The following is a 17,230-nucleotide window of genomic DNA, read 5'->3' on the forward strand; positions in this document are numbered from 1 at the left end:
GATATGCGTATCGTGACCGGGATGATGGCGGCGGCGATCGCCACCGCGCTTTCCGCAGGCCCGGTGCTGGGGCAATCGGCACCGCTGCCGCCCTCCACCGTCACCTCGTCGCTGCCGCTGGCGACGGTCGAGACCGAGCCGCTGCTGGTCTCCGCCGACATGCGCGACGCGCTCGATCTGTCGGGCGCGTGGCATTATTCGATCGATCCGTTCCGCGCCGGGCTCGCCGGCTTCCACGGCGAGACGCCCGATGCCGGGCAGCGCCGCTTCCTCGACATCGACGTCGCAAAGGAAATGGCGCGCGACACCCGCACGCTCTACGAATTCGATCTCGCCCATGCGCCGCTGGCGATCCTGCCCTCGTCCTGGCTCACCACCACGGCCGAGCTTCGCCATTACCAGGGGCTGATGTGGTATCAGCGCCACTTCGCCGCGCCGATTAAGCGCACCGGGCGCACCTTCCTGCGCTTCGGCGCGGCGAATTACCGGACCTACGTCTATCTGAACGGCCAGCCGGTCGGCCGTCACGAAGGCGGCTTCACGCCCTTCGCCTTCGAGGTGACGAAGCTGCTGCGCGACGGCGACAATCAGATCACCGTCGGCGTGGATTCGCAGGCCACGCCCGAAACCGTGCCGCCGCCCGTCACCGACTGGGAGAATTACGGCGGCATCACGCGCGCCGTGCGGCTGATCTCCACGCCCGACACCTATGTCGACGATGCGTGGGTGCGGCTGACGCGGGCCGGGCGGATCGCCGTCGATCTCCACCTGAACGGCGCCGCATCGGCCCGGCGGGCGGTGCGCCTGCGCATCGGCGAACTCGGGCTCGACGTGCCGGGCAGCACCGACGCGAAGGGCGACTGGCACGGCGAGATAGACGCGCCCGCCGCGCTGACGCGCTGGTCGCCCGAACGGCCGAAACTCTACGACGTGGCGATCGACGCCGGGGACGATCACTGGCGCGACCGGATCGGCTTCCGCACCATCGAGGTGCGCGGTGCCGACATCCTGCTGAACGGAAAACCGATCTTCCTGCGCGGCATTTCGATGCACGAGGAGGAACTCGGCGCGGAGCCGACGCGCGCGATCACCCCGGCGGCTGCGCGGGCGCTGCTCAGCGAGATCAAGGACGGCCTGCACGGCAATTACGTGCGGCTGGCGCATTATCCGCACAGCGAGGTGATGACGCGCGCCGCCGACGAATTGGGCCTGCTCGTGTGGAGCGAAGTGCCGGTCTACTGGATGATCGCCTGGTCGAACCCCGAGACGCTGGCGACGGCGCGCAACATGCTGGCCGAGAACATCCTGCGCGACCGCAACCGCGCCGCGATCGCGATCTGGAGCGTGGCCAACGAAACCACCGTCACCGACGCACGCAACGCCTTCCTGCGCACGCTCGTCGCCGATGCGCGCAAGCTCGACGATACGCGGCTGATCAGCGCGGCGCTGCTCGTCGATCACGGCAAGGGGCCGGGCGCGCCGGTGATGACGTTGGCCGATCCACTCTCCGACGATGTCGATCTGCTCGCGATCAACACCTACAACGGCTGGTACACCGCCGACCGGCTCGCCGATCTGCCTGCGACGACGTGGCACGTGCCGACCGGCAAGCCGCTCGTCTTTTCCGAATTCGGTGCCGATGCGCTGGCCGGCTTCCACGCGCCGCAGAAATTTTCCGAGGAATATCAGGCCGATTATTACCGCGCGACGCTGGCGATGGCGGCGCGCCTGCCGACGCTGCGCGGCATGTCGCCCTGGATCCTCAAGGATTTCCGCTCGCCGCGCCGCCAGAACCCGGATTTCCAGCAGGGCTGGAACCGCAAGGGCCTGATTTCCGAGACCGGGCAGCGCAAGCTGGCCTTCGGCGTGCTGTCCACCTTCTACGAAAGCAAGCGCGAGGCGGACGCCGCTGCCGCGAAATGAGCCGCGCTACGGGTGGCGCAGCGTCCGCGCGAGGGCGTCGCGCCATCCGGCGATGAGCTGCTCGCGCAGCGCCGCGTCCATCTTCGGCGTGAAGCGCTTCGCCTGCTTGCGGGTGGCGGCGAGCGCATCGAGATCGGGCCACAGCCCGACGCAGAGCCCGGCCAGAAACGCCGCGCCGAGCGCCGTGATCTCGAGATGCGCGGGCCGTTCGACCTCGATCTCGAGGAGATCGGCAAGGAACTGGCACAGCCAGTCGTTGGCCGCCATACCGCCGTCGACGCGCATCACCTTGGGCCGGGTGCTGCCGTCATCCACCATCGCCGTCAGCAGGTCGCGCGTCTGGTAGCCGACCGCCTCCAGCGCCGCGCGCGCGAGATGCGCGGCGGTCGCGCCGAGCGTCAGGCCGAAGATCGCGCCGCGCGCGTCCGGGTCCCAATGCGGCGCGCCGAGGCCGACGAAGGCGGGCACCATGTAGACGCCGTGGCTGTCGGGCACGCGGGTGGCGAGATCGTCGGTCTGGCTGGCGCGGGTGATGACGCCGATGCCGTCGCGCAGCCATTTGATCGCCGCGCCGGCGACGAAGATCGATCCTTCCAGCGCATAGGTGGTGCGCCCGTCCAGCCGGTAGGCGGGCGTGGTCAGCAGGCGATTGTCGGACAGGATCGCCTTGTCGCCGGTGTTGAGCAGCATGAAGCAGCCGGTGCCATAAGTGGATTTGGCCATCCCGGCCTCGAAACAGGCCTGGCCCAGCAACGCCGCCTGCTGGTCGCCCGCCATCCCCGCGATCGGGATCGCCGCGCCGAACAGGCCGGGCGCGGTTTCGCCGAACGGATGGCTGTTGTCGTGAACCTCCGGCAACAGCGCCGTCGGCACGCCGATCAGCGCGCACAATTCCTCGTCCCAGCGCTGCGCGTGGATATCGAACAACAAGGTGCGTCCGGCGTTGGTGGCGTCGGTCGCGTGGACCTTGCCGTCGGTCAGCCGCCAGAGGAGGAAGCAATCGATCGTGCCGAAAGCGAGTTCTCCCCGTTCCGCGCGGGCGCGCGCACCGTCGACATGATCGAGGATCCACGCGACCTTCGTGCCGGAGAAATAGGGATCGAGCAGCAGGCCGGTTCGCGCGCGGACCAGATCCTCGTGCCCCTGTTCCTTCAGCGTCGTGCAGACGTCGGCCGTGCGGCGGTCCTGCCAGACGATCGCATTGTGGATCGGCTTGCCGGTCGCGCGGTCCCACACCACCACCGTCTCGCGCTGGTTGGTGATGCCGATCGCGGCGATCGCATCGGCGCCGACGCCGCTCTGCTCGATCGCCTCGCGCGCCGTCGCCAGCGTGTCGCGCCAGATATCCTCGGGATCATGCTCGACCCAGCCGGGATTGGGATAATGCTGCTGGAACTCGCGCTGCGCGGTCGCGACCGGATCGGCGTGGATGTCGAACACGATCGCGCGGGTCGAGGTCGTGCCCTGGTCGATCGCGAGAATATGGGTGCGGTCGCTCACGAGTCTCTCCCGGCACATATTTATTGAATTGGTCTGGCCACTTCATTACCACTGCTTGCGCCGCGGTCAATCTCGCCTTGTGCCGCGCTCACAAAAGGAACGACGAAAGTGCCAGCGCCCGAGATCGACACCGGACCCTATGATCTACTGATCGTGGGCGGCGGCATCAACGGCGCGGGGATCGCGCGCGACGCGGCGGGCCGGGGGCTGAAGGTTCTGCTCGTCGAGCAGGACGATCTCGCCAGCCACACCTCGTCGGCAAGCACGAAGCTGATCCACGGCGGCCTGCGCTATCTCGAATACGGGGAGTTCCGGCTGGTGCGCGAGGCGCTGATCGAGCGCGAGCGGCTGCTGGCGATCGCGCCGCACATCATCTGGCCGCTCGAATTCGTGCTGCCGCAGAAAGGATCGCCGCGACCGGCCTGGATGGTGCGGCTCGGGCTGTTCCTCTACGATCATCTCGGCGGCCGCAAGAAACTGCCGGCGACGCGCACCATCCGCCTCGACGGCGATGCCAAGGGCGACGGGCTGAAACCCGGCATGGGCCGCGCCTTCGTCTATTCGGATTGCTGGGTGGAGGACAGCCGCCTCGTCGCGCTCAACGCGCTCGACGCGGCGGAACGCGGCGCGACCATCCGCACGCAAACGCGGCTGACGGCGGCGCATCGCACCGCCGCGGGCTGGCGCGCGACGATCGAGGACGCGGACGGCGCGCGCGACGTCGATGCCCGCGTGCTGGTCAACGCCGCCGGTCCCTGGGTCGGCGACGTGCTCGGCAAGGCGGGCAGCGCGCGCAACGATCGCGGCGTGCGGCTGGTCAAGGGCAGCCACATCATCGTCCCGCGCCTCTACGAAGGCGGGCATGCGTTCCTGCTGCAGAATGCCGATCGCCGCGTGATCTTCGCCATCCCCTATGAACAGGATTTCACGCTGATCGGCACGACCGATCTGCCGTGGGCCGAGGCGCCCGGCAAGGCGGCGATCTCGCCGGAGGAAACGCGCTACCTGCTCGATACCGTCGCCGCCTTCTTCAGCCGGCCGGTCAGCGAAGCGGATGTGGTGTGGAGCTACGCCGGTATCCGCCCGCTCTATGACGATCACGCCGCCAACGCATCGGCGGTGACGCGCGATTATGTGCTCGATGTCGACGGTGACGAACAGCGGCCGGCGATGCTCAGCATCTTCGGCGGCAAGATCACCACGTATCGCAAGCTCGCCGAACATGCGCTAGAAAAGCTCGCGCCGTTCCTCGAACGGCCCGGCACCGCGTGGACGGCGGCGGCCGCGCTGCCGGGCGGCGACATCGCCGGGGGCGATTTCGATGCGTTCGTGACGGGTCTGGAGCGGACCTATCCGAAACTGCCGGCCGCCCTGCTCCGCCGCCTCGCGCGGGCGTACGGCACGCGGGTGACGACGCTGCTCGGCCCCGATACCGCCACCACCCCCGCCGATCTCGGCGAGGATTTCGGCGGCGGCCTGTTCAGCGCCGAGGTCGAGTATCTGGTCGCGACCGAATGGGCGAAAACGGCCGACGACATCCTGTTCCGCCGCAGCAAGCTCGGCCTCCACGTCCCCCCCGGCACAGCGGAGCGGATCGACGCCTATCTGGCGAAGCCGTCAGCTTAGCGCGCCGTAGCGCCGCCGCTTCGCGTTGATCTCGGCGCGGGCGCGCTCGATCGCCTCGACCTCGGTCGCCTCGAGCAGGTTAGCGATCACCCGCCCGAGGTGATCGCGCATCGCCTTGCGCGCGGCGTCCGCCTTGCGCCCCGCCAGCGCATCGACGATGCGGCGATGTTCGGACACGCGCGGCGCGATGCCGGCGGCGCGCACCTTCTCGGTCAGCAGGGCATATTGCGGCGACCGCTCGCGCGTGTCCCACAGCATGGAGACGGTCATCTCCATCGCGCTGTTCTGCGTCGCGCGTGCAATCTCGAGGTGGAATTCGCGGTCGGCCGCTTCGGCGCGCAGCAGATCCTCGCTCTCCATGTCGGCGACGAGTTCGCGCAGCCGGGCAATCTGGTCGTCGTCGATCATCTGCGCGGCAAGCCCGCAGATCTCCGCCTCGAAGATGCGCCGCGCCTCCAGCAGCTCGAACGGGCCGACATCGGTCGCAGACAGCGCGCCGCCGGTCGGCTGCACCGCGGTGACGTACACGCCCGAATTGGTGCGCACCTCGACCAGCCCGTCGACCTCCAGCGCGATGATCGCCTCGCGGATGGTCGGGCGCGAGACGCCATATTGCTGCGCGAGATCGCGCTCGGACGGCAGCCGGTCGCCGACCGTGTAGCGGCCGGTGGCGAGTGCCTGGCGGATTTCGGCGGCGATCCGCTCGTACAGGCGGCCCTCGGCGCGGGAAGCTGGTGACATGATCATAGCCTGTGACCTTCGCGGCGGCATTTCAAGCAGTCTCTCGCAGCGCAGCAAGCGCGGTGTCGATTTCCGTCTCGGCATGGAAATCGGGAGCGATGCGCGCGAGGATCGCCGACGGCGATTCCGTGCCCCGCGCGATCGGCTGCAATTCGGCCAGCAGCGGGTCGGCGAGGCCGTCGATCCGCCCCAGCGCGACCACCCATCCGGCGACCGCCGCCGCCAGCGCCGGGCTGGCGAGCCCCCGGTCCGACCGCTCGCCCAGCGTCGCAAGCAAGCGCGGCGGCAGCTTCTGCGACCCGTCCGCGGCGATCTGGATCAGGGCATGCGGCAAGGCCGGATTGGCGAAACGCCGGCGCAGCGCCGCACGGTAGGCGGCAACATCGACGACGGCGGCATCGATCGTGACCGCAGCCTCGTCCCAGACCTGCTCGATCAGTGCGGCGAGTTGCGCATCGGCAATCGCCTCATGGACGAAGCGGTGCCCGCGCAGCAGGCCGTGATAGGCGAGCGTCGAATGGGCCGCGTTCAGCAGGCGCAGCTTCGCCGCCTCCCACGGCGCGACGTCGGCCACCAGTTGCACGCCCGCGCTCGCGAAATCGGGCCGTGCGGCGGCGAACCTGTCCTCGATCACCCATTGCCAGAACGGCTCGGTCCAGACGGCGGCGGCATCCTCGCGCCCCAGCAACGCGCTGCTTTCGGCGATCATCGCGGGCGTCGCCGCCGGTGTGATGCGGTCGACCATCGTCGCCGGGAACGCCGCCTGCTCCGCGATCCAGCGCAGCCCCGCATCGCCGATGCCCGCCCCCTGCGCCGCGGCGAGCACCGCGTCGCGCGCGACCGCGCCGTTATGCGCGCGATTGTCGCACGACAGGATCGTCAGCGGCGCGAGGCCGAGGCCGCGCCGCCGTTCCAGCCCGCGCGCGATCAGCCCGGCGGCGCTCGCCGGGCCGTGATCGAGATAGCCCTTCTCGGTAATCGTCAGCGTGACCAGATGCGTGTCGGGGTCCGCCAGCGCCGCGATCACCGCTTCGGGATCCTGCGCGGCGACGAGCAACGCCTTCAGCACGCCGATCACGCGCGGCGCGGCCTCATCCCCGCCGCGCTGCGACAGGCTGTAGAGACCATCCTGCGCGGCCAGTGCGGCGACGACGCCGGGCGATCGCATCGCCACGCCCGTCACGCCCCAGCGCAGGTCGCCGCCCGCCGCCAGCGCGTCGAACACCGGCGCCTGATGCGCGCGGTGGAACGCGCCGAGGCCGAGATGGACGACGCCCGCGGTCATCGCCGCGCGATCGTAGCGCGGGGCGAAGCCGGCGTCGCAAAGCCGTGGCAGGGCGCTCACAGCCGGTACGCCTGCTTGACCAGCTGGTACGTCAGATCGTGCGCCAGTTCCGCCGCCTCGTCCTCCTCCAGCCGGTGCTCGACGACGAGCCGCGCGAGAAAGCCGCAATCGACGCGCCGCGCGACGTCGTGCCGCGCCGGAATCGAGAGGAAGGCGCGCGTATCGTCGTTGAACCCGACCAGATTGTAGAAACCGGCGGTCTCGGTGGTCTGCTCGCGGAAGCGCATCATGCCCTCGGGGCTGTCGTGGAACCACCACGCCGGGCCGAGGCGCAGGCAGGGATAGAAACCGGCGAGCGGCGCCAGTTCGCGCGAATAGACGGTCTCGTCGAGCGTGAAGAGGATCAGCGTGAAGCCCTCCGCGCTGCCGAAGCGATCCAGCAGCGGCTTCAGCCCGGCGACATAGTCGGTCGCCATCGGCATGTCGGCACCCTTGTCGCGGCCGAACGCCTCGAAGGTCGGGCGGTGGTGATTGCGGAAACTGCCGGGGTGGAGCTGCATCACGAGCCCGTCGTCCAGGCTCATCCGCGCCATTTCGGTGAGCATCTGCGCCCGGAACAGCTCGGCATCGGCCGCCGAGAAAGCGCCCGACTCGACGCGCGCGAACAGCGCTTCGGCATCGGCGGGCGACAGATCGGCGGTGCGCGCGGTCGGGTGGCCATGATCGGTCGACGTCGCGCCCATGCTCTTGAAGAAGGCGCGGCGGTCGCGGTGCGCGGCGAGATAGCCGGTCCAGCTCCGCGTATCCTCGCCCGTCAGTTCCGCGAGCCTGTCGAGATTGGCCTGGAAACCTTCGAACTCGGGATCGATCACCGGGTCCGGGCGATAGGCGGTCAGCACGCGCCCGCCCCACCCGCTCTCCCGGATCGCACGGTGGTGCGAAAGCGAATCGAGCGGATTCTCGGTGGTGGTGATGAGTTCGATGTTCAGCCGCTCGAACAGCGCGCGCGGACGAAAGGCCGGGGTTGCCAGCGCCTCCGCGATGCGATCGAAATACAGGTCGGCGGTCTCGGCCGACAGCCGCACGTCGAGCCCGAACAGCTCGGCGAACACCCAGTCGAGCCACATCCGCGACGGCGTACCGCGGAACAGCGGATAGTGGCGGGCGAACAGGCGCCAGATTGTGCGCGGATCGCTCTCCACCGCGCCGCCGTCGCGGCGGGCGATGCCCATCGCCTCCAGCGGCACGCCCTGCGAATGGAGCATACGGAAAACATAGTGATCGGGCACGATCAGCAGCGAGGCGGGATCGGCGAACGCCTCGTCGCGCGCGAACCACGCGGGGTCGGTATGGCCGTGCGGGCTGATGATCGGCAGGCCCGCCACCTCCGCATACAGCCGCCGGGCGACGCCGCGCGTCGCGGGATCGGCCGGCAGCAGCCGGTCAGGATGCAGGAACAAAGTCTGGCTCACAAAACGGCCTTTCCAATCTGGCCTTACCAATATGGACAAAGCTTTGCGGTGCGTCTACCACCGATGAAAGACTTTGGGAGGATAGCCGGTGAGAATCAGGGACGCGCGGGTGATCGTCACGTCGCCCGGTCGCAATTTCGTGACGCTGAAGATCGTGACCGACGAAGGTGTCTACGGCATCGGCGATGCGACCCTGAACGGTCGCGAGAAATCGGTGGTCGCCTATCTCGAGGATCACGTCTGCCCGCTGCTGATCGGTCGCGACGCGCGCCAGATCGAGGATATCTGGCAATTGCTCTATCGCGGTGCCTACTGGCGGCGCGGCCCCGTCACGATGCGCGCGATCGCCGCCGTCGACGTGGCGCTGTGGGATATCAAGGCCAAGACGGCGGGCATGCCGCTCTACCAGTTGCTCGGCGGGCGCAGCCGCGACGGCATCATGGTCTATGGTCATGCCAATGGCTCGGACATCGAGGAGACGGTCGACGCGGTCGGCCAGTATATCTCCCTCGGCTACAAGGCGATCCGCGCGCAGACCGGCGTGCCGGGCATCAAGGACGCCTACGGCGTGGGCCGCGGCAAATTGTTCTACGAGCCCGCCGATGCGGCGCTCGCCAGCGTCACCGGCTGGGATACGCGCAAGGCGCTCAACTACGTCCCCAAGATGTTCGAGAAGCTGCGCGCGACCTACGGCTTCGATCATCACCTGCTGCATGACGGCCATCACCGCTACACCCCGCAGGAGGCCGCCAATCTCGGCAAGATGCTCGAGCCCTACCAGCTCTTCTGGCTCGAGGACGTGACGCCGGCGGAAAATCAGGAAGCGTTCAAGCTGATCCGCCAGCACACCGTTACCCCGCTCGCGGTGGGCGAGATCTTCAACACGATCTGGGACTGCAAGGATCTGATCCAGAACCAGCTCGTCGATTATATCCGCGCGACCATCGTCGGCGCGGGCGGCGTCACGCATCTGCGCCGCATCGCCGATCTCGCCGCGCTCTACCAGATCCGCACCGGCTGCCACGGCGCGACCGATCTCTCGCCCGTCACGATGGGCACCGCGCTGCATTTCGATACCTGGGTTCCGAACTTCGGCATCCAGGAATATATGCGCCACACGCCCGAGACCGACGAAGTCTTCCCGCACGACTACAGCTTCAAGGACGGGTTCCTCTACGTCGGCGAGACGCCCGGCCACGGCGTCGACATCGACGAGGCGCTGGCCGCCAAATACCCCTACGATCCGCGCCAGCTTCCGATCGCGCGCCTGCCGGACGGCACGATGTGGAACTGGTGAGGTGACGCGAATCGTCGCGTTCGGCGAAGGCATGATCGAGATCGCGGGCAACATCGGCTCGACCGGGCTGATCGGCTACGGCGGCGACGTGCTGAACGTGACGGTCGCGCTGGCCCGGCTCGGGCTGGCGCCGAGCTTCATGACCGCGCTCGGCGTAGACGTCTGGTCGGGGGAGCTGGCCGACGCGTGGGCGGCGGAGGGCGTCGACCTGTCGCTGATCGCCCGCCACCCGGACCGCGTGCCCGGCCTCTACGGCATCCGCACCGATGCCGAGGGCGAACGCACCTTCATCTACTGGCGCGGCGTCTCGGCGGCGCGCTTCTTCTTCCAGCTCGCCGAGAGCGAGGCGCTGCTGAAACAGGCGGCCCAGGCCGATGTGCTGTTTCTGTCCGGCATCACCCTGTCGCTCTACAACGCCGCCGCGCAGCGCCGCATCGGCGACCTCGCCGAGACCATTCGCGAGCGCGGCGGGCAGGTCGTGTTCGACGGCAATTACCGGCCGAACGGCTGGCCCGACGCGCGAGCCGCCGCCGATGCCTTCGACGCTTTCGCGCCATACGTCAGCCTCGCCCTGCCGACGGCGGGCGATGAGCAGTTGCTGCACGGCATCGGCGACGGCGAGACGATCGCGCGGCGCTGGCATCAGGCGGGCGCGGAGGAAGTGGTCGTGAAGCTCGGCGCGGAGGGGGCCTATGTCTCGCATCCCGGCGGCACGCATCTCGTCACGACCGAGGCGCTCACCCCCGTCGACACCACCGGCGCGGGCGACGCCTTCGACGCCGGCTATCTCGCCGCGCGCCTCGCCGGTCGCGCTCCGGCGGCGGCCGCCGCGTTCGGCCACCGGCTGGCAGGAGAAACGATCATGCACCGTGGCGCCATTCCCCCGCGCGACGCCGTCGCGGCTATCCGGCCATGATGCGCGTGAAGCATCTGCGCTGGTGGATCGTCGCGCTGATCAGTTGCGGCACGATCCTCAATTATCTCGCGCGCAATTCGCTCGGTGTGCTCGCGCCGGAACTGAAGGGCGCGTTCGACATGACGACGCAGCAATACAGCTACGTCGTCGGCGCCTTCCAGCTCGCCTATACCGTCATGCAGCCCGTCTGCGGCTACATCGTCGACCGGATCGGGCTGCAGCTCGGCTTCGCGCTGTTCGCGGTGGTGTGGTCGGTCGCAAACATGCTCCATGCGCTTGCGGGCGGATGGACCGGCCTCGCCTTCTTTCGCGGCATCCTCGGCATGAGCGAGGCCGCGGCGATCCCGTCGGGCATGAAGGCGATCGCCGAGTGGTTCCCGGCGCGCGAGCGATCGGTCGCGACCGGCTGGTTCAACGTCGGCACCTCGCTCGGCGCGATGATCGCGCCGCCGATCGTCATCGCCGTGTCGCTCGCCGCCAACTGGCGCGTCGCGTTCGTGGTCACGGGCGGGCTCGGGCTGATCTGGGCCGCTGCCTGGTACGTGCTCTACCGCTCGCCCGCGCAGCACAAGGCGATCACGCCGGAGGAAGCCGCCTATATCGCCGCCGACCGTCCGCCGGTCGCGCCGCGCCGCGCCAGCGCGCGCGAAATCCTCACCGCCCCGCGCTTCTGGGCGATCGCGATTCCGCGCTTCCTCGCCGAACCGGCCTGGCAGACCTTCAGCTTCTGGATCCCGCTCTACCTCGCCACCGAACGCGGGATGGACCTGAAGCAGATCGCGCTGTTCGCGTGGCTTCCGTTCCTCGCCGCCGATCTGGGCGGCGTGGCGGGGGGATATCTGTCGCCCTTCCTGATGCGATATGCGGGGATGCGCTTCATCCCCTCGCGCGTGACGGGCATCTGCCTCGGCGCGGTGCTGATGATCGCGCCGGGCTGCATCGGCCTCGCCGCCAGCCCCTATCTCGCGATCGCGCTGTTCTGCGTCGGCGGCTTCGCGCACCAGATGATCTCGGTGCTGATCAACACCCTCTCCGCCGACGTTTTCGCGCCCGAGGAGGTCGGCACCGCCAACGGCTTCGTCGGGCAGGCCGGCTGGCTCGGCGGGCTGCTGTTCAGCCTCGCGATCGGGCAATTGGCGGATCATATCGGCTACGGGCCGCTGTTCGCCTGCCTCTCCGCGTTCGATCTTATCGGCGCGGCGGTGCTGATCCTGATGATCGGCAAACTCACCCCCGCCACAGCAAAGGCCGTCTGATGCGCCGCGCCACCCTCTCCGCCCCGCCCGTTTTCGAGATCGCGGAGCAGGTCCGCGGCCGCATCACGCTGAAGGCCGATACCGGTGCCGTCGCGCACATCTTCGTGCTGGAGGACGATATCGTCCGCCTGCTGCTGCTGCCCGACGGTGCCATCAAGGGCCCGCCGAGCTGGGCGATCGCGCCGGGCGCGGAGGACATCGCCGAGCCGGGCCGCGACCGGATGAGCGTGGAGGGCTTCACCTGCCCCGCCTATGCGCTGACCGTCGCCGGCGCGCTGACGCTGGAGACCGCCCGCATCCGCCTCGTCGTCCAGCTCGCCGGCTTTCACTGCCGCTGGTTCCAGCGCGACGGCGACGACTGGCGGCCGATGGCGGAGGACCGCCCGACGCAAGCCTACGATTTCGGCTGGTGGGACGGCAAAGTCCGCCACTATCTCGCGCGCCAGCCGGGCGAGCGTTTCTACGGGCTCGGCGAAAAGGCCGGGGCGATGGACCGCGCCGGTCGCCGCTTCCGCCTCATCAGCCTCGATCCGATGGGCTATGACGCGGAGCTTTCGGACCCGCTCTACAAGACCATCCCCTACATCCTCGTCGCCGATACCGGGGGCGCCTGCCACGGTGCCTTCTACGACACGATGGCCGATGTCAGCTTCGACTTCGGTCAGGAGATGGACAATTACCACGGTGCCTATCGCTACTGTGTGGCGGAGAGTGGCGATCTCGATCTCTACATGATCGCGGGGCCCGATCCGGCCGCCGTCACGCGCCGCTTCACCTGGCTGTCCGGCCGCCCGGCGATGATGCCGCGCTGGTCGGTCGGCTATTCCGGCTCGACCATGACCTACACCGACGCGCCCGACGCGCAGGCGCAGATGGCGGAGTTCATCACCCGGCTGGAGGAGCACGACATCGGCTGCTCCTCGTTCCACTTCTCCTCCGGCTACACGTCGATCGGGGCGAAGCGCTACGTCTTCAACTGGAACCGCGAGAAGTTTCCCGATCCCGCCGCCTTCGTGAAAAGCTACCGCGATGCCGGGATCGAGCTTGTGCCCAACATCAAGCCGGCGCTGCTCCGCGATCATCCGCGCTATGCCGAAGTCGCGGCCAAGGGCCTGTTCGTTTCCGACGAGGAAGGGAATGTCGTCGAGGGGCAATATTGGGACGAGCTCTGCGCCTTTCTCGACTTCACGAACCCGGATGCCGCCGCCTGGTGGCGCGAGAATCTGACGGGTGCGCTGCTCGATTTCGGCATCCGGTCGACCTGGAACGACAACAACGAATACGGCGTGTGGGATGCCCGCGCCGCCTTCGCTTTCTGGGGCGAACAGCGCCCGGCGGCCGAGGCGCGTCCGCTCCAGGCGATGCTGATGAGCCGGGCGTCACGCGCCGCGCAGCTCGCGCACGATCCCGACCGCCGCCCCTATCTCGTCACCCGTTCGGGCATGACGGGCCTGCATCGCTACGCCCAGACGTGGAGCGGCGACAACCGCACCGACTGGAAGACCATCCGCTACAACACCAAGATGGCGCTCGGGCTCGCGCTGTCGGGCGTCTCGAACAGCGGCCATGACGTCGGCGGCTTCGCGGGCCGCAAGCCCGAGCCCGAACTGTTCCTGCGCTGGGTACAGGCGGGCGTGATGATGCCGCGCTTCAGCATCCATAGCTGGAACGACGATCGCAGCGTCAACGAACCGTGGATGTACCCGCAGGTGCTGCCGGCGATCCGGCGGCTGATGGCGCTGCGCCAGACGCTGACGCCGTTCCTCTACGATCTGCTGTGGCGGTATCACCGCGATTACGAGCCGGTCGTCCGCCCGCTCTGGCTCGATTTCCCGGCGGACCAAGATGCCTGGACCGACGGCGACGACCATATGCTCGGCCGGGATCTGCTCGTCGCGCTCGTCTGCGACGAAGGCGCGACACGCCGCGAGGTCCGCGCGCCCGCCGGGGCGGACTGGATCGACGTGTGGACCGGCGACATCGTCCGCGGCGGCGAAACCGTGACGCTGCATGCGCCGCTCGACGGACCGCCGCCGCTGCTCGCCCGCGCCGGATCGGGCATCGCCGTCGATCTCGCGCGCGGCGGCTTCCGCCCCGGTCCGTTCGTGCGCGGCCTGTGGCTGTTCCCGACCGTCGGCGACGGCCGCTTCTCCTGGAGCTTTGCCGAGGACGAGGGCGAAGGCCTGTCCGCAGGCGACACCTGGTCCGGCGACTGCGTCTGCGACGGCGACGAAATCCGCGTCGATGTCCACCGCGAGGGCCCCGGCGGCTTCGGCGACAACCGGATCTCGATCCTGCTGCCTCCGGGCGAGAAGCGCCGGCTCTCGATCGAAAATGGCGAGAGCCGGGCGATCGAAATCGACGGCCGGCGGGGCGTCACCACAACCGTGTCCTGACGCCCTCGCGACGGACGACTCGTTGATATCCCGGTCGCGTCGCCCAGCCCGGCGGGGCCGGCACCGTTGCCCCATATCCGCCCTGACGACGACTTCCCGCACGGCACACCGGCCCGGCGCGACAACGCTCCGGCTCATCAAACGGCACGCGAAAGCCTTTAATTGATATCAGTTACTGCAAGTTGAGCCTCTCGGAATTAGGATATTGCACTTCCCGTCGCTAAAATGATAACACTTATGTCATCAAACGCCGGAGCAACCGGCAATGAGACCGGGGGGATATCTGAATGTCTATTTTCACGTCCAAGCTGCGTGCGATTGCGAAAAATGGCGCAATATCGAGCTTTGCGCTGGCCATCGGGCTGCTGGCGACACCAGCACATGCGCAGAGCGGCAAACCGCTGACGACGGTGCCGGACGAAACGACGGCTGAAAACCCGGCGCAATCACAGGCTTTGGATGACATTGTTGTCACCGCGCGGCGCGTGAATGAAAATCTCCAGGACGTGCCCGTCGCGATCACCGCATTCTCCGGCGCGCAACTCGAAGCCAAGAACATCACGTCGATCGCCGACATCGGCTCCGTCACGCCCGGCTTCTCGATCGCACCGAGCCCGCGCAGCGGCACCGCCTTCGCCCTGTCGATTCGCGGCCAGGTGCAGAACGACGTGCTGGCGACGGTGGAGCCCTCGATCGGCACCTATGTCGACGAAGTCTATTGGGCGCGCGCCTATGGTCTCTATGCCGGTCTGGTCGACGTCGCCAACGTGCAGGTGCTGAAGGGGCCGCAGGGCACGCTGTTCGGGCGCAACACGTCGGGCGGCGCGATGCTGATCCAGACCAACGACGCCGTCCTCGACGAGTTTTCCGGGCGCGGCACGCTGACCTACGGGCGCTTCAACGAACGCACCGCGGAAGGCATCATCAACGTGCCGATCGGCGACCGTGTCGCGCTGCGCGGTGTCGTGAAATATTCGGCGCGCGACGGCTGGGCACGGCAGGTCGTGCAGTTCAATTCCGCCGGCGTGCGCGACAATCGCCTGATCCCGGATGGCGTGATCCGCGAAACCGGCAAGCGCTACAGCGACAAGGAAGAAATTCAGGGCCGTTTGAAGGCGACCGTCAAGATCTCCGACGCGACGACCTTCCTCGCCTCCGGCGAATGGTACAGCTACGATACCAACGGGCCGTCGCGTCAGACCGCTTACAAGATCCAGGATAACATCGTCGGCGTGACGCCGATCAACGCCTATATCGACTATTTCAAGACGCATCCCGATGCGACCGGCGTCGACGGCCACAATTGCGACGCGGCGGTTTCGACGACGAGCGGCCCGACCTGCACCAGCAGCCTCGTCCAGAAATTCGACACCTACACGAAGCTGCGCACCGAAACCTACGTGGCGAAACTGGTGACCGAAACCTTCTTCGGTCAGGCCAAGCTGATCGGCGGATATCGCCGGGTGAAATCGAACGCCCTGCTGGAACTCGACGGTTCGAGTTCGCTGCTCCACACCACCGAAGCGGACATCGACCTGAAGCAATATTCGGTCGAGGCCCAGATTACCGGCAAGGCCTTCCACGACTTCCTCGATTTCGCCGGTGGCGCGACCTATTTCCGCGAAACCGGCCTGGACCGGACCTATTCCTTCTCGAACTCGGGCGGCAACCCGACCGCAACGGTATCGCGCCAGAACGCCCTGATCGAGAATGACTCGTTCGGTTTCTATGCCCAGTTCGGCGCGCATCTCACCGACAAGCTGACGGTGACGGGCGGCGTGCGCTATTCGCTGGACGACAAGAAGATCCGGCTCGGCACCGCGCTGGCAACGGATCGCAACACCGGCATCCCGCTCGCCTGCGCGATCGGCAACACCGTCGCCAACGATTGCCTCGTCCCCAATCAGGCGACCTTCAACGCGATCTCGTGGATGGCATCGGTCGATTACAAGTTCAGCGACGACATTCTCGCCTATATCAAGGCCAGCCGTGGCTATCGCTCGGGCGGGCACAATCTCGGCGCATTCAGCGCGGCGCAGTACGTGCCGTTCGGCCCCGAATTCGTCTACGAACAGGAAATCGGCCTCAAGACCGAATTCTTCGATCGCCGCGTGCGCGTGAACCTTTCCGCCTATCACAACCTGCTGGAGGGGGCTCAGCGCACCGCGATCCGTTCGTTCGCCGGCAACACGCAGACGCTCGTCTCCAACGCCGCCTCGGCGCGCAATCTCGGCATCGAGGGCGATATCCAGATCCGGCCGGCACGCGGCCTGTCGCTGTCCGCATCGGGCTCGTTCAACGACTCCAAGTACCTCGATTTCTCCGACGCCGCCGGCGACCGGCGCAGCGAGCGCTTCATCTTCGTCCCGAAATATCAGTTCAACCTGGGCGCTGAATATCAGACCAACCTGACGAGCCGCATCTCCAGCCGCTTCAATCTGGATTATTCCTGGATCGACAGCCGTGCGACGACCGAGTGCGTCGCATCCAGCACGCGCCTGGCCTCGATGTGCTACACGACCGGGCCCGACATCAACGGCCGCACGATCCAGCAGATCAGCGCCGATATCGTCGCGGCGACGACGCTGCCCGCGGCGGGGGTGCTGAATGGTCGCATCACGTTCGGGCTGGCCGATGACGCTTATACGATCTCGATCTGGGGCAAGAACCTGCTCGACGATCGTTCGGTTGTCGGGTCGCTCTACACGCCCGCTCCGCAGCGCAACTATGTGTCGGTGCAGCGCCGTGAGCCCGTCACCTACGGCGTAACCGCCTCCGCCAAATTCTGAACCTGCACGGGGGAGGTCCGGGCAGCGCC

11 protein-coding genes are annotated in these 17,230 nt (G+C 67.8%); 7 read left to right on the forward strand and 4 right to left on the reverse strand.

Features of this window, described 5'->3' with window-relative positions:
* Nucleotides 1–3: 3 nt before the first annotated feature.
* Complete coding sequence (locus tag Q5H94_RS14305) at nucleotides 4–1,923, forward strand: glycoside hydrolase family 2 protein (RefSeq protein WP_304561965.1); 1,920 nt, start codon at nucleotides 4–6, stop codon at nucleotides 1,921–1,923.
* A 6-nt stretch (nucleotides 1,924–1,929) separates the two neighbouring features.
* Here the strand turns inward: Q5H94_RS14305 and glpK are convergent, their stop codons facing one another.
* On the reverse strand, nucleotides 1,930–3,423 hold the full coding sequence (gene glpK / locus Q5H94_RS14310; protein ID WP_431312174.1) for a glycerol kinase GlpK: 1,494 nt from the start codon (nucleotides 3,421–3,423) through the stop codon (nucleotides 1,930–1,932).
* A 108-nt stretch (nucleotides 3,424–3,531) separates the two neighbouring features.
* Between glpK and glpD the strand changes: the two genes are divergently transcribed.
* Nucleotides 3,532–5,049 (forward strand): glycerol-3-phosphate dehydrogenase, encoded by a 1,518-nt coding sequence (gene glpD / locus Q5H94_RS14315; protein WP_304561967.1) that lies wholly within the window; start codon nucleotides 3,532–3,534, stop codon nucleotides 5,047–5,049.
* On the opposite strand, the gene Q5H94_RS14320 is transcribed toward glpD, so the two are convergent.
* The 3 genes from Q5H94_RS14320 to uxaC are packed head-to-tail and all read right to left on the reverse strand — an operon-like array spanning nucleotide 5,041 to nucleotide 8,547.
* On the reverse strand, nucleotides 5,041–5,790 hold the full coding sequence (locus Q5H94_RS14320; RefSeq protein ID WP_304561968.1) for a FadR/GntR family transcriptional regulator: 750 nt from the start codon (nucleotides 5,788–5,790) through the stop codon (nucleotides 5,041–5,043). The two genes, glpD and Q5H94_RS14320, sit on opposite strands and share 9 nt — an antisense overlap.
* Nucleotides 5,791–5,821: 31 nt before the next feature.
* Nucleotides 5,822–7,135, reverse strand: a complete 1,314-nt coding sequence (locus Q5H94_RS14325; protein WP_304561969.1) for a mannitol dehydrogenase family protein — start codon at nucleotides 7,133–7,135, stop codon at nucleotides 5,822–5,824.
* Complete coding sequence (uxaC, locus tag Q5H94_RS14330; protein WP_304561970.1) at nucleotides 7,132–8,547, reverse strand: glucuronate isomerase; 1,416 nt, start codon at nucleotides 8,545–8,547, stop codon at nucleotides 7,132–7,134. The genes Q5H94_RS14325 and uxaC overlap by 4 nt, the downstream gene beginning before the upstream one ends.
* 88 nt (nucleotides 8,548–8,635) lie before the next feature.
* On the opposite strand from uxaC, the gene manD reads away from it, so the two are divergent.
* From manD to Q5H94_RS14355, 5 genes are all read left to right on the forward strand, one after another.
* Nucleotides 8,636–9,844 (forward strand): D-mannonate dehydratase ManD, encoded by a 1,209-nt coding sequence (manD, locus tag Q5H94_RS14335; RefSeq protein ID WP_304561971.1) that lies wholly within the window; start codon nucleotides 8,636–8,638, stop codon nucleotides 9,842–9,844.
* Nucleotide 9,845: 1 nt separating this feature from the next.
* Nucleotides 9,846–10,760 carry a sugar kinase gene (locus tag Q5H94_RS14340; RefSeq protein WP_304561972.1) on the forward strand — a complete coding sequence of 305 codons (915 nt, stop codon included), beginning with the start codon at nucleotides 9,846–9,848 and terminating at the stop codon, nucleotides 10,758–10,760.
* On the forward strand, nucleotides 10,760–12,016 hold the full coding sequence (locus Q5H94_RS14345) for an MFS transporter (protein ID WP_304562120.1): 1,257 nt from the start codon (nucleotides 10,760–10,762) through the stop codon (nucleotides 12,014–12,016). Before Q5H94_RS14340 ends, Q5H94_RS14345 begins: the two co-directional genes overlap by 1 nt.
* A complete protein-coding gene (locus Q5H94_RS14350; protein WP_304561973.1) occupies nucleotides 12,016–14,412 on the forward strand; it encodes a glycoside hydrolase family 31 protein in 2,397 nt (798 codons plus the stop codon). Before Q5H94_RS14345 ends, Q5H94_RS14350 begins: the two co-directional genes overlap by 1 nt.
* A gap of 287 nt (nucleotides 14,413–14,699) precedes the next feature.
* On the forward strand, nucleotides 14,700–17,201 hold the full coding sequence (locus Q5H94_RS14355; protein ID WP_304561974.1) for a TonB-dependent receptor: 2,502 nt from the start codon (nucleotides 14,700–14,702) through the stop codon (nucleotides 17,199–17,201).
* Nucleotides 17,202–17,230 lie beyond the last annotated feature (29 nt).

The organism is Sphingomonas immobilis (genome assembly GCF_030580995.1).
GTDB classification, from domain to species: domain Bacteria; phylum Pseudomonadota; class Alphaproteobacteria; order Sphingomonadales; family Sphingomonadaceae; genus Sphingomonas; species Sphingomonas immobilis.

Coding starts and splice junctions, on each gene's coding strand:
- Q5H94_RS14305 (WP_304561965.1), top strand. CDS start 4: ATGCGTATCGTGACCGGGATGATGGCGGCGGCGATCGCCACCGCGCTT.
- Q5H94_RS14320 (WP_304561968.1), bottom strand. CDS start 5,790: ATGTCACCAGCTTCCCGCGCCGAGGGCCGCCTGTACGAGCGGATCGCC.
- Q5H94_RS14345 (WP_304562120.1), top strand. CDS start 10,760: ATGCGCGTGAAGCATCTGCGCTGGTGGATCGTCGCGCTGATCAGTTGC.
- Q5H94_RS14350 (WP_304561973.1), top strand. CDS start 12,016: ATGCGCCGCGCCACCCTCTCCGCCCCGCCCGTTTTCGAGATCGCGGAG.
- Q5H94_RS14355 (WP_304561974.1), top strand. CDS start 14,700: ATGTCTATTTTCACGTCCAAGCTGCGTGCGATTGCGAAAAATGGCGCA.